This window comes from Thalassobacillus sp. B23F22_16 (assembly GCF_043496955.1).
Taxonomy (GTDB): Bacteria; Bacillota; Bacilli; order Bacillales; family Halobacillaceae; genus Thalassobacillus; species Thalassobacillus devorans_A.
This window is the reverse complement of record NZ_JBIEKD010000029.1, coordinates 31,898-44,330: the sequence shown is the minus strand read 5'-3', so window position 1 is coordinate 44,330 and position 12,433 is coordinate 31,898. Positions and strand designations below refer to the sequence as shown.

The window sequence follows — 12,433 nt, the reverse complement described above, 5'->3', positions numbered from 1 at the left end:
TACACGGCCTGAAACGGAAACCGTCTAACCAATTATGAGATTGACTCAGTAAAAAAGGTTCCGGTCATCAAAATTCGATAATCGGAACCCTTTTTTTACTATTTTCGGCTAGTTATGTCCCAGACTCATTTCATGTTCGGTAGATAACGCATACTTACTAAAAGAAGGACGATGCTGGCAAGAAAATATAACCACACGATATGGGAGGTGGACCATAGAAAAGATTCGATTACGACTAATAGAAGAGTCGGCGATGTAATTGCAAGGGTGCTCATATTCCAAAGCTGCTTGAAATCTGTCCGTTTTTTTACAACTGTTTTATAGAGCAGCCCGATGCCTGCCAATATGCTTGCAGTGCAGAATAATAAGAAAGATATCAGTAAATAGATAAAAGGCAGGAAGATGATAGTAAAAACCCCGCCGGAGATTCCTTTCATGAGACTTCCTGATTCGTCGCCAAAGAGTGTTGTCAATAACATACTGATGAGTACTGGAAGAAGTACGATTAAACTGAGAAAAAACAAATAGCCGATTGCCTTTCCTATTGGTTGGAATCGAAAAGCACTGATTAGTTTAAATTGATAACAGCTTTTTATAAGTAGTTGGGTTTTGCTCATGACTCATTCTCCTTTATACCCTTCTAATAGTAAATCAGCTATTCAATGAGGACAAGAAAAATATAAGTTCCTGTTTGTAAATTTAATGTTAAATTTCGCGTATTCCCTTTACAAATGTTTCGCAGGTCATTAATAATGGTAGAGGTGTTTTAAAGAGAAACAAAACTTTGGATGAAAAGAAGGGGTGGACAACCGTTGGAAATCGATGTTCAACAAATGATATTTGAATTTATCGGCGGTCTGGGTATATTCTTGTTTGGTCTGAAATACATGGGAGACGGTCTGCAAAAATCCGCAGGTGACCGATTGAGGGATTTACTTGATCGCTTTACCTCCAATCCATTTATGGGGGTTCTTGCAGGTATTGTAGTAACCATTCTTATCCAGACAAGTACAGGTACAACTGTACTTACTATAGGACTGGTTAATGCTGGTTTCATGACATTCAGGCAGGCGATTGGTGTCATCATGGGTGCGAATATTGGGACAACCGTAACGGCATTCATTATCGGCCTTGAAATCAAAGCCTATGCATTGCCGATCATCGCAGTAGGTGCAATATTATTATTCTTCTTTAAAAATAAACGTATTTCTTACATTGGACAAATCGTGTTCGGTTTTGGTGCGCTATTCTTAGGCCTTGACATCATGGAAGGTGGAATGAAACCACTTCGTTCCATGGAGGTATTCCAGGAACTTACATTAAGCATGAGTGAAAATGCTATTCTTGGGGTTGTCATTGGTACTGTGTTTACCGTTATAGTCCAGAGTTCCAGTGCAACCATCGGAGTTCTGCAAGGTTTGTTCGCGCAAGGAGCGATGGACTTAAATGCAGCATTGCCGGTATTATTCGGTGATAACATCGGTACCACAATCACCGCTGTACTAGCTTCCATTGGTGCCAGCATTGCAGCCAAGCGTGCGGCTATGGTTCACGTTATCTTCAATATTGTCGGTACAACCATTTTCCTGATCATTTTACCGCTATTTGAATTATTCGTAAGGTATTTAAGGGATACTCTTTCCCTTAACCCTGAAATGACAATTGCGTTCGCTCACGGAAGTTTCAACGTAACCAATACAATTATTCAGTTCCCATTGATTGCTGTACTCGCATGGATTGTCATCAAACTGGTTCCAGGCGATGATTCTGTTATGGAATTCAAACCTCAGCATCTTGACCCGATCTTTATTGATCAGTCACCTGCCCTGGCACTTGATCAGGCAAAAGAAGAGGTCCTGAAAATGGGTGAATTATCATATAAAGGGCTGGAAGAAACAAGCAATTACTTGAATAATCAAAAGCCAAAACATGCAGAGGTAGCACTTCAGCTTGAAGATGCACTGAATAATCTGGATAGAAAAATAACAGATTATCTTGTGCAATTATCTGTGGCTCCATTGACTGATGAAGATAGCCGGAAGCACTCCGCCCTTCTTGATTCAGTAAGAGATTATGAACGTATCGGAGACCATTTTGAAAATATTGTTGAATTAATTGATTATAAAATTTCGAATAAGGTTGATTTGACAGGTCAGGCCCAAGAAGATCTAAATGAAATGTTCAACTTGACGGCTATAACTGTTAAACAGGCAACCAAAGCTTTAGAAACCATGGATCGTGAAGAAGCTTTGGCAGTAGTTCAAAAAGAGGATCAAATTGACCAGATGGAAAGAAACTACCGTAAGAAGCACATCCTGCGTTTGAATGAAGGTTTATGTACCGGACAAGCAGGTATTGTGTTTGTAGATATTATCAGTAACCTGGAGCGTATTGGAGATCACGCAGTAAATATCGCCGAGGAAGTTTTAGGTGAAGAGGACCAATAAGACAAGCGCGCCTGCGGGCGCGCTTTATCTTTTAAAAAAGTCCTTGAAAGCATGTGAGGAACGTGCTATATTATTTCTGTTGCTTTTAAATCCAACATTTTTTCTTGGTTGACACCCATGAGAATACATGATATATTATATTTCGTCGCTTCCACAAAGTAACCCACTTTCATAATCCTATTGGAAGCAATACATACTGCATAAAAGCTTAGTTATCACCCAAAATATATTGATATTATTCCACCGTAGCTCAGTGGTAGAGCAATCGGCTGTTAACCGATTGGTCGTAGGTTCGAATCCTACCGGTGGAGCCTTACATGTCGGCGTAGCTCAGCTGGCGAGAGCGTACGGTTCATACCCGTAAGGTCGGGGGTTCGATCCCCTCCGCCGACACCATACATATTAAAACTATATACATTCACATGGCGGTCGTGGCGAAGTGGTTAACGCACCGGATTGTGGTTCCGGCATACGTGGGTTCGATCCCCACCGGTCGCCCCATGTGGACCCTTAGCTCAGCTGGTTAGAGCTATCGGCTCATAACCGATCGGTCGCAGGTTCGAATCCTGCAGGGTCCACCATTTTTTGCGGAGGAGTACCCAAGTCTGGCTGAAGGGAGCGGTCTTGAAAACCGCCAGGGGCTTCACGGCCCGCGGGGGTTCGAATCCCTCCTCCTCCGCCATTTTTTCATAAGTGAAAAAAAACAAAAGTCAGTACACTAATTATCAGTTAACTGAATAATACCCATAATGGCTTGGTAGCTCAGTCGGTAGAGCAACGGACTGAAAATCCGTGTGTCGGCGGTTCGATTCCGTCCCAAGCCACTTTCTGGAATTGACTACAAATGCTGCTGTAAACGCAGCATTTTTTTTATACTTTTCAAAGGGTAAATGTTTGAATAGACTTCGATTAGGTAACATTATATATGCAGCGTGTTTAAAAAAGATAAATAAGAATATGCATAATATTTGCAACACTTCAAAGGCTTTGTTACATTTGCATTAGAGGCTTAAAAGTAGTAATACTGCTTCCAAGCACTTATGTACATATTCTAAAAAGGAGGAATTTCTTTATGGCTAAATTTGAACTACCTGAACTACCTTACGCTTATGACGCACTAGAACCACACATCGACAAGGAAACAATGAACATCCACCACACGAAGCACCATAACACCTATGTTACGAAATTGAACAATGCATTGGAAGGTCATCAGGATTTAGAAAGCAAATCCTTGGAAGATCTCATTGGCAACCTGGATGCTGTACCTGAAGACATTCGTAATGCTGTCCGTAACAATGGCGGTGGACATGCAAACCACACTCTATTCTGGCAGATCATGTCTCCAAACGGTGGAGGAGAGCCATCAGGAGATCTAGCTAATGCTATTAACGAAAAGTTTGGCAGCTTCGAATCCTTTAAAGAAGAATTCGAAAAAACAGCAACTGGTCGTTTTGGTTCTGGTTGGGCATGGTTAGTCGTTAATAACGGCAACCTTGAACTCACTGATACGTTGAACCAGGACTCTCCGATTATGGAAGGTAAAACTCCTGTATTAGGATTGGACGTATGGGAGCATGCGTATTATCTTAAGTATCAAAACAAGCGTCCGGATTATGCAAAAGCATTCTGGAACGTAGTGAATTGGGAAGAAGTTTCTAAACGCTACCAAGAAGCAAAATAATGATAAACTAAGCGCGGACCAAGGGTCCGCGCTTTTTTCATGTGCATATCTCCACTCTGTTTGCAGAGACTAAGGAATGACAGTAAAGGAGATTGGAGATATGAAAAAATTATTACATTCCCTCTTAGGGCCGACGGAAGTGAATAAAGACTTACTGCTATTGCTGTTGATAGGTGGACTTTACTCGTTAGGAATATTTTTGTCGAATACTTTTGTAAACGTTTATCTTTGGAAACAATCCAGTGAATATACTGCTATCGCATTGTATAACTTAAGCATCTATATACTCCAGCCGGTGACTTTCATCATTGCCGGAAAATTTGCGAAAAAGGTGGACCGTGTAGTTGTCTTACGTGCAGGGGTTATTTTTTTGTCCTTGTTCTTTTTGACGGTCTTGATCGTAGGCGAAAAAGCTGCCAGCTTTAATATATTGCTTGGCGGTTTATTAGGCATTGGTTATGGGTTTTACTGGCTTGCGTTTAATGTACTTACCTTCGAAATCACGGAACCGGATACCCGAGATTTCTTTAATGGTTTTCTTGGTTTGCTTCAGTCTTTTGGCGGTATGGTTGGTCCCATATTAGCTGGGCTGATTATTGCCAATATGGCTGCATTTACAGGATATACGGTGATCTTCACCATTTCATTTGTTCTCTTTATTTGTGCGGTTGTTACCAGTTTCTTTCTGCAACGCAGAAAAGCTAAAGGTAACTTTTCTTTTCAACGAATTTTCCAGGAGCGAAAAAGCAATAAGAATTGGGGGAAGATATTACACGCCCATGTATTCCAAGGGCTGAGGGAAGGGACTTTTTTATTTGTTATTTCCATTTGGGTTTATATAGCTACCCAAAGTGAGCTTTCTTTAGGTATGTTTAATCTTGTATATTCCGGAAGTGCATTTGTCCTTTATTTTCTGGCAACCAAGTGGATAAAACCTCGAATGAGGAAATGGGCAATATTCGCAGGAGGGGTTTCTTTATACCTTGCGCTCTCCATTTTATTGATTAATGTAAATTTCACTACATTGTTGATTTATGCAGCTGTGATTGGAATTTCTTACCCAATTCTATATGTGCCTTACATTTCACTGACTTACGATGTAATCGGAAAATCTTGGAAAGCGGCGGAAATGCGGATTGAATATATTGTGGTGCGAGAATTGTTCTTGAATGCCGGAAGAGTAGCTTCGATTCTTATATTCCTGCTGGGTATTACTTTGTTTTCTCCGGAACGAGCGATACCTTTCATCTTGCTTCTGGTAGGATCTGGACATTTCTGGATTTACTTTTTTGTAAAAGGGATTGATCTTAGAAAAGAAGAAGAATCAGAAAGTGCATATGTTACGGATACAACTATGACAACCAGTAAAAACCCTTAAATATCCCTATTGGCAACTATTTTAATATGTTGGAAAATGTTATAATAGTTGGGTGAATTTTGATAGGTAAGGGGGAGGACGATGGGGAAAAGCAAAAAGAAAAAATCGCATCTTCCTTTAAGAATGAATATTTTATTCTTTGTGATTTTTTTACTATTCGCTTCGTTGATACTTCAGTTGGGCGTGGTTCAAATTTTATATGGAGAAGATGCCCAGGAAGAAATCAACCGAACAGAAAATACAACGATTCATACACCGGTGCCGAGAGGGAAAATGTTTGACCGGTTTGGACGTGTGATTGTTGATAATGAACCACTCTATTCGATTACTTATACCCCTCCTAAAGGGGTACAGCCAATGGACCGTCTCAAGCTTGCAGAAGATTTAGCCGAGTTTATCAGTATGGGCGAAGAGGAAGAATTGAAAAAAATTGTCCGTGAACGTGACTTGAAAGAGTATTTTTACCTGCTGAATGAAGAAGAAGTCAGAGAACGGGTCTCACAAGAAGAATCAGAAGACTTATCCGGAGGAGAAGAATACCAGCTTTTGCTGGACCGGATTACAGAAGAGGAAGTCGAATCGATTCCATTTGAAAAATACCAGGTGATTGCAATAAAGAAAGAGCTCGATCAGGCTTCTGCTCTGGCCCCTCATATCATTAAAAATGATGAGATAACCATCGAAGAATATGCATCAGTGGCGGAGCACCTGAATCAGCTTCCTGGAATAAACGTAACATCAGACTGGAACAGGAAATACCCGTATGAAGGCACGTTCCGTAATTATATTGGCACCATAACTACTGCTGAACAGGGGATTCCAAGAGCGAACCAGGATTATTATTTATCCCTTGATTATAGTCGTAATGACCGAGTCGGTAAAAGTGGCCTGGAAGAAAAATATGAAAGTATACTAAGAGGATCAAAAGAAAAAATCCGCTATGAAACGGATAAGAAGAACAATATCGTAAATACCGAGGTGGTCAGAGAAGGGTCACGTGGTGATGATCTTGTTCTATCGATTGATATAGAACTCCAGCAGCAGGTGGATGAGATTGTTAAAAAGCGATTGAAAGAAGAGATTGCCCGCCAGCCTTATAAAAATCGGTTCCTCGAAGATGCCATGGTTGTTATGATGGACCCTAATACCGGTGAAGTTTTGGCGGTATCTGGTATGTACTATAACCGGGACAGGGAATCTGGAGAGCCTGAAGTGGTCGATCACTCCTATAAAGCTATCCAGGCACAGCATTTACCAGGGTCAACTGTGAAAGGTGCCACCGTTTTAATGGCGTTACAGGAAGGTGTCATGCAACCTGGTGAATCCATTTATGATAGAAAGTTGTATGTCTCAGACACAGTAAAAGGTTCTTACAGGAACTTAGGACCTGTAAATGACATAACAGCACTTCAGAAATCTTCCAACGTATATATGTTTTTAGCGGGATATCGAATTGGCGGTGAAACATATGTGCCACGTAAGCCCATAGATTTCAAATCTGGCACCTATAATAAATTCTTATATAACTTTAATCAATTTGGGTTAGGCGTTCCAACTGGTATTGATATGCCTTCTGAGGCCACTGGGGTGATTGGTGAAAAGCCTATTCCTGGTACCCAATTAGACTTTTTGATAGGTCAGTATAATTCTTATACAACAATGCAACTTGCACAGTATGTTTCTACAATAGCGAATGATGGCTATCGGATACGCCCTCATTTGGTAAAGGAAATTAGGGAGCCATCCAATGAGATGGAGCAATTAGGTTCCGTCAAAGAAAACGTCAATACAGATGTATTAAACCGCATTGACATGGAAGAAAAATACATTGATCGAGTGAAGTTAGGTTTTCAATACGCCTTTCAAAGACAGGGTGGAACCGCATATAGCACATTCAAGGATGTAGATTACAGGCCGGCAGGGAAGACAGGAACAGCACAAAATTTTATGTTTCCAAAAGACAGCAATGGAAATACCACTAAAATTGAAACCGAAAATTTAACGATGGTTGGCTATGCCCCACATGATAAACCGGAAGTAGCCTTCTCTGTAGTTGTTCCTCATGTTGGAAAACAGATTGGCTCTTCCATCAACAAAGATATATCCAAGGACATCCTCGATGCTTATTTCGAACTGAAAAAGGAACGCAGCGAGAAAGGCATAGAAGATGTGGAAGAGAACCTCAACGAAGAAGAAAATGAGGCGTCCGACAATAACGAAGAGTAATACCTAAATGGTATTGCTCTTTTTTTATACGTCAAAATCTTATGGTTTACACAATCTTTACAATAGCTTCATTCCAGTTTAAAAGTCTCGCTTTATTATTGTACATGTAGTTGGCCAAGCCAACCGACAAAATAATGGAGTGTAGGGGGAAAAGAAATGAACCGTTTCAAGAATTATTCACTACTATTTACACTAGTCCTAATGCTGAGTGTGTTAGCAGCATGCGGCGGCCAATCAAATGGTGAGGCCGGTGAAGAGGGATCAGAGGAGTCTGTTTCTGGAAGTATCTCAGTTGACGGATCATCCACAGTATTTCCTATTATGGAAGCTTTGACTTATGAATATAACAAGGAAAACCCTGAAGTTAATGTTTCTGTGAATAGTTCCGGTTCCGGCGGTGGATTTAAAAAGTCTACCAAAGGTGAAATCGATCTAAGCAATGCTTCCCGACCGATTAAGGATGAAGAAAAAGCAGCCGCAGAAGAAAACGGTGTAGACCTCAAAGAGTTGGAATTAGCTTATGATGGACTTTCTATCGTAGTGAGCCAGCAAAATGATTTTGTTGAAGAACTTTCTGTAGAAGATTTGAAAAAAATCTTCTTAGATGGTAATGGTGCAACAAAGTGGTCAGACATTAATCCAGAATGGCCAGATGAAACAATCAAAATCTATAGCCCCGGTCATGATTCAGGTACTTTTGATTACTTTAACGAAGTAGTACTGGAGGATGAACCAATGAAAGAGGGTGCCAACACAACCCTTTCTGAAGATGATAACGTGCTGGTACGCGGTATTGAAAGTGACCCGAACGCCATTGGATTCTTTGGTTATGCGTACTACCAGGAAAATCAGGATAGCTTGAAAGTTCTTGGAATTAAAGATGGAGAAGGAAAAGCCGTAAAACCATCACCAGAAACCATTCAGGATGGTTCCTACACACCATTTTCCCGTCCATTGTTCACTTATGTAAATATGGATTCCTATAACGAAAAAGAACAAGTAAAAGATTTTACAGAATATATGTTGAACAATGCTGCGAAAGCGGCTGAACAAGTCGGCTATGTAGCCCTGCCTGAAGATGAATATCAGAAGCAATTAGAATCACTGCAATCAGAATAAGAAATAGGCTAAGTAAAATTCAGCGGGGGGGTGGGGCTTTTTTAGCCTCACCTTGCTGTTGTGTAAAAGAGAACGCCTGGTGATAAACAGAAATTCCTTTTACGGATGAGAGGGGATTGAGGATGGAAAAAGCTTTTAAAGACGAAACGATTGATTTGGATGTTCAAGCACTAATCGATAATAAACGTAAGAAGAAAAGTATTTCAGGTAAGATAGAGAAACTTGTTCCTGCATTTTTATTGTTATGTGCGAGTGTAAGTGTTTTGACAACAGCAGGGATTCTCTTTACGTTACTTCGGGAATCGATCACCTTTTTTAGCAGCACATCTATTTTTGATTTTTATACTGGAACACAGTGGTCGCCATGGAGCGGGCATTTTGGAGTATTACCTTTGATTACTGGTACTTTATTGATTACATTGATTGCTGCAATCGTAGCTGTGCCTTTAGGTCTGATGTCTGCTATTTTTTTGAGTGAGTACGCAAGTAATCGTGCACGCAAGATCATCAAGCCAACATTAGAGGTGCTTGCAGGAATTCCAACGGTTGTATATGGATTTTTTGCACTTACCTTTGTCACGCCGTTGCTGAAGAGCTTTTTACCTGGGCTGGGAGTTTTCAATGCCTTAAGTGCAGGTATTGTAGTGGGAATCATGATTATCCCAATGATTGCTTCCCTTTCAGAAGATGCGATGAATTCCGTACCGAATAACTTACGTGAAGGTGCGTTGGCTTTAGGAGCTACGAAGTTGGAAGTGGCGTTTAAAGTGGTTCTTCCTGCGGCTTTTTCAGGAATTATGGCATCTATTGTTCTTGCTATTTCTCGGGCCATCGGTGAAACAATGATCGTCGTTATAGCTGCAGGAGCATCACCAGCGTTAACATTTGACCCGACCCGTTCGATTCAGACGTTGACTGCATTTATTGTCCAGGGCGCGACTGGGGATACTACCTTCGGCTCAACCATATATTATAGTATTTATGCTGTAGGAGCTACTTTGTTCATATTCACATTGCTCATGAACATGCTATCCCAGTATATCTCATGTAAGTTCAGGGAGGAATACTGATGCTGGATACAAATCAGAATAATATTCAAAAAAGAATTCGTGGCAGGGTACTGTTAAATAATGTACTGAAAGTATTATTTTTCTCTTCGACAACTGTTGGACTGATTTTTCTGGCGTTATTGTTATATCGTGTACTGACTCAAGGAATTGGCTATTTAAATGGGAATTTCATTTCAAATTTTCCTGCCCCATATCCTGAAGAAGCTGGTATTTTTGCAGGATTAATCGGATCGATTATGTTGATTGGCATCGTTGCACCAGTAGCAATTGTTATTGGTGTCGGTACTGCTATTTTCTTAGAGGAATATGCTTATAAAAACCGATGGACGAAATTCATACAGGTTAATATTCAAAATCTTGCGGGAGTACCGTCGATTGTTTATGGTTTGCTTGGCTTGACTTTCTTTGTTTATATGCTTCGCTTCGGTTATACCCTGATTGCCGGTGGATTGACGATGGCTTTGCTAGTACTCCCGGTTATTGTGGTAGCTGCGCAGGAAGCAATCAGGTCAGTGCCGGCAGACATCAAAGAAGCCTCTTATGGAATGGGGGCATCGAAATGGCAGACGATCCGTCGTGTTGTTTTACCCGCGGCTTTACCTGGAATATTGACAGGTACCATCCTTGCTTTATCTCGTGCAATCGGGGAGACAGCTCCCTTGATTATTGTAGGGGCTGCTACTGCAATTTATACAATTCCCGATTCATTGCTTTCTAAATATACCGTCATGCCTATACAAATCTTCAATTGGACAGGCCGGCCTCAAGAAGAGTGGCAGTTCGTTGCAGCTGCGGGAATTATCGTGCTGTTGATTGTACTCTTGCTAATGAACGCTATTGCGGTTTTCATTCGTAACAAATTCCAGAAAAGGTATTAAGCGCTGATAGGAGGAATTTTTATGCAAACTATTACTAAAAATAACCAATCCGCTGAACGTCCCCTGGGTACAGGTGTAAAAGGCACCAGTGTGATAAAGAGTGAGGGTGCTATGGAACAGAACGTATTTGAAGTTAACGATCTAAATCTTTGGTATGGAAATGACCAGGCATTATATGGAATCGACATGAAGGTACCTCAAAATAAAGTGACTGCTATCATTGGTCCATCAGGTTGTGGTAAGTCAACGTATCTAAAGACTTTAAATCGTATGGTTGAGATGGTCCCAACTGTAAAAACTTCCGGATCAATTAAATATAAAGGGGGAGACATTTTCTCCAATAAGTATGGAGTGGAAGACTTAAGAACGAAAGTAGGAATGGTCTTCCAAAAACCTAATCCATTCCCAAAGTCCATCTATGATAATGTTGCTTATGGCCCACGTGTTCATGGTGTGAAGAAGAAGGCTGTACTGGATCAGGTCGTCGAAAAAAGTTTAAAAGATGCTGCTATATGGGATGAAGTGAAAGATCGTTTAAATGAGAATGCGTTCGGTCTATCAGGAGGTCAGCAGCAGAGGATCTGTATTGCCCGGGCTTTAGCTATTGAACCGGATGTAATATTGATGGATGAACCAACTTCAGCTCTTGACCCTATTTCAACTTTGAAAGTAGAGGAATTAGTCCAAGAACTGAAAAAGAAATACAGCATCATTATTGTGACTCATAATATGCAGCAGGCAGCGAGAATTTCCGATAAAACCGCCTTCTTCTTAAACGGAGAACTGATAGAATTTGATGATACTGATAATCTGTTCTCAAATCCTTCAGATAAGCGTACGGAGGACTATATCAGCGGTAGGTTCGGTTAATTTAAATATGGGAGGAGTCATATGATGGTGACTAGAGAACATTTTTCAGAAGAACTGGCTAATTTGAAAGCAGATATATTTGAGCTTGCAGAAACAACCAAACAAGCATTTATGACAGCTATCGATGCCTTATATGCAAGTGATATAAAGAAGGCAGAGCAAATTATTAAGGAAGATGTCAAGATAGACAAAAAAGAAGATGAAATCAATGATAAAGTTATGATTCTAATCGCTAAACAACAACCAGTGGCGACCGATTTACGTCGACTGATCATTGCTATCAAAATTACGACTGACTTAGAAAGAATGGCTGACCATGCGAAGAATATTGCTAAGGCAACGCAGCATTTAGGAGAAAAACATCCGCTTTCTATCCATCCTGGAATCCGTGAAATGGCAGATGTGGCCTTCGACATGGTAGATATCGCTAAAAAGGCGTTTGATCTTGAAGATATCACATTTGCCAATAAGCTTTCAGAAATGGATGATATCGTAGATAGGAAATATGGAGAACTCATAAGAGAGTTGCTGGAATCAACAGCAAATAACCCAGATCAAATCCAGTATTTAATGCAAATGGCTTATTCAGCTCGTTACATCGAACGGTTTGCTGACCATATCACTAATATTGGGGAAGAGGTTTTTTTCCTTGTTAAAGGCAGATCTTATGATTTGAATGAATAAAAAAGGAAGGGCTGTATCTTATGGATACAACCCTTCTTTGTTTGATTTGAATTTACAGACACCGAGCAAAATGCACT

At 40.5% G+C, this 12,433-nt stretch carries 10 protein-coding genes and 6 tRNA genes; 15 read left to right on the top strand and 1 reads right to left on the bottom strand.

Features of this window, described 5'->3' with window-relative positions:
- Positions 1-125: 125 nt before the first annotated feature.
- The gene (locus tag ACGTNI_RS17560; RefSeq protein WP_085508886.1) at positions 126-617 is read right to left on the bottom strand and encodes a DUF1189 family protein; all 492 of its coding nucleotides are present in this window, start codon (positions 615-617) and stop codon (positions 126-128) included.
- 195 nt (positions 618-812) lie between these two features.
- Here ACGTNI_RS17560 and ACGTNI_RS17555 point away from each other — a divergent pair, with 195 nt between their 5' ends.
- The 15 genes from ACGTNI_RS17555 to phoU all read left to right on the top strand — a co-directional run bounded on the left by ACGTNI_RS17555 (position 813) and on the right by phoU (position 12,356).
- Positions 813-2,447, top strand: a complete 1,635-nt coding sequence (locus ACGTNI_RS17555) for a Na/Pi cotransporter family protein (RefSeq protein WP_394463935.1) — start codon at positions 813-815, stop codon at positions 2,445-2,447.
- 239 nt (positions 2,448-2,686) lie between these two features.
- Positions 2,687-2,758, top strand: a tRNA-Asn gene (locus tag ACGTNI_RS17550).
- An 8-nt stretch (positions 2,759-2,766) separates the two neighbouring features.
- Positions 2,767-2,843 (top strand) — tRNA-Met (locus tag ACGTNI_RS17545).
- A gap of 29 nt (positions 2,844-2,872) precedes the next feature.
- Positions 2,873-2,948, top strand: a tRNA-His gene (locus tag ACGTNI_RS17540).
- 3 nt (positions 2,949-2,951) lie between these two features.
- Positions 2,952-3,028: transfer RNA gene (locus ACGTNI_RS17535), tRNA-Ile, on the top strand.
- 8 nt (positions 3,029-3,036) lie between these two features.
- Positions 3,037-3,129 (top strand) — tRNA-Ser (locus ACGTNI_RS17530).
- Between the two features lie 69 nt (positions 3,130-3,198).
- A tRNA-Phe gene (locus ACGTNI_RS17525) sits at positions 3,199-3,271 on the top strand.
- 248 nt (positions 3,272-3,519) lie between these two features.
- A complete protein-coding gene (locus ACGTNI_RS17520) occupies positions 3,520-4,131 on the top strand; it encodes a superoxide dismutase (protein WP_085508884.1) in 612 nt (203 codons plus the stop codon).
- Positions 4,132-4,231: 100 nt separating this feature from the next.
- Positions 4,232-5,509 (top strand): MFS transporter, encoded by a 1,278-nt coding sequence (locus ACGTNI_RS17515; RefSeq protein ID WP_085508883.1) that lies wholly within the window; start codon positions 4,232-4,234, stop codon positions 5,507-5,509.
- 81 nt (positions 5,510-5,590) lie between these two features.
- Positions 5,591-7,735: a peptidoglycan D,D-transpeptidase FtsI family protein gene (locus ACGTNI_RS17510; protein WP_394463934.1), complete on the top strand. Its 2,145-nt coding sequence runs from the start codon at positions 5,591-5,593 to the stop codon at positions 7,733-7,735.
- A gap of 156 nt (positions 7,736-7,891) precedes the next feature.
- Positions 7,892-8,854 (top strand): PstS family phosphate ABC transporter substrate-binding protein, encoded by a 963-nt coding sequence (locus ACGTNI_RS17505; protein WP_085508881.1) that lies wholly within the window; start codon positions 7,892-7,894, stop codon positions 8,852-8,854.
- 122 nt (positions 8,855-8,976) lie between these two features.
- Positions 8,977-9,924, top strand: a complete 948-nt coding sequence (gene pstC, locus ACGTNI_RS17500; RefSeq protein ID WP_394463933.1) for a phosphate ABC transporter permease subunit PstC — start codon at positions 8,977-8,979, stop codon at positions 9,922-9,924.
- Entirely contained in the window at positions 9,924-10,802 is an 879-nt protein-coding gene (gene pstA / locus ACGTNI_RS17495; RefSeq protein WP_394463932.1) for a phosphate ABC transporter permease PstA, read from the top strand. The genes pstC and pstA overlap by 1 nt, the downstream gene beginning before the upstream one ends.
- Before the next feature lie 111 nt (positions 10,803-10,913).
- On the top strand, positions 10,914-11,672 hold the full coding sequence (gene pstB, locus ACGTNI_RS17490) for a phosphate ABC transporter ATP-binding protein PstB (protein WP_394463936.1): 759 nt from the start codon (positions 10,914-10,916) through the stop codon (positions 11,670-11,672).
- Positions 11,673-11,693: 21 nt separating this feature from the next.
- Positions 11,694-12,356 (top strand): phosphate signaling complex protein PhoU, encoded by a 663-nt coding sequence (gene phoU / locus ACGTNI_RS17485; RefSeq protein ID WP_369668774.1) that lies wholly within the window; start codon positions 11,694-11,696, stop codon positions 12,354-12,356.
- The last annotated feature ends 77 nt before the right edge of the window (positions 12,357-12,433 follow it).

Bases quoted from the DNA above. Each gene is read 5' to 3' on its own strand.
- ACGTNI_RS17520 (WP_085508884.1), top strand. From the start codon at position 3,520: ATGGCTAAATTTGAACTACCTGAACTACCTTACGCTTATGACGCACTA.
- ACGTNI_RS17515 (WP_085508883.1), top strand. From the start codon at position 4,232: ATGAAAAAATTATTACATTCCCTCTTAGGGCCGACGGAAGTGAATAAA.
- pstC (WP_394463933.1), top strand. From the start codon at position 8,977: ATGGAAAAAGCTTTTAAAGACGAAACGATTGATTTGGATGTTCAAGCA.
- ACGTNI_RS17505 (WP_085508881.1), top strand. From the start codon at position 7,892: ATGAACCGTTTCAAGAATTATTCACTACTATTTACACTAGTCCTAATG.
- ACGTNI_RS17560 (WP_085508886.1), bottom strand. From the start codon at position 617: ATGAGCAAAACCCAACTACTTATAAAAAGCTGTTATCAATTTAAACTA.
- pstA (WP_394463932.1), top strand. From the start codon at position 9,924: ATGCTGGATACAAATCAGAATAATATTCAAAAAAGAATTCGTGGCAGG.
- ACGTNI_RS17510 (WP_394463934.1), top strand. From the start codon at position 5,591: ATGGGGAAAAGCAAAAAGAAAAAATCGCATCTTCCTTTAAGAATGAAT.
- pstB (WP_394463936.1), top strand. From the start codon at position 10,914: ATGGAACAGAACGTATTTGAAGTTAACGATCTAAATCTTTGGTATGGA.
- phoU (WP_369668774.1), top strand. From the start codon at position 11,694: ATGATGGTGACTAGAGAACATTTTTCAGAAGAACTGGCTAATTTGAAA.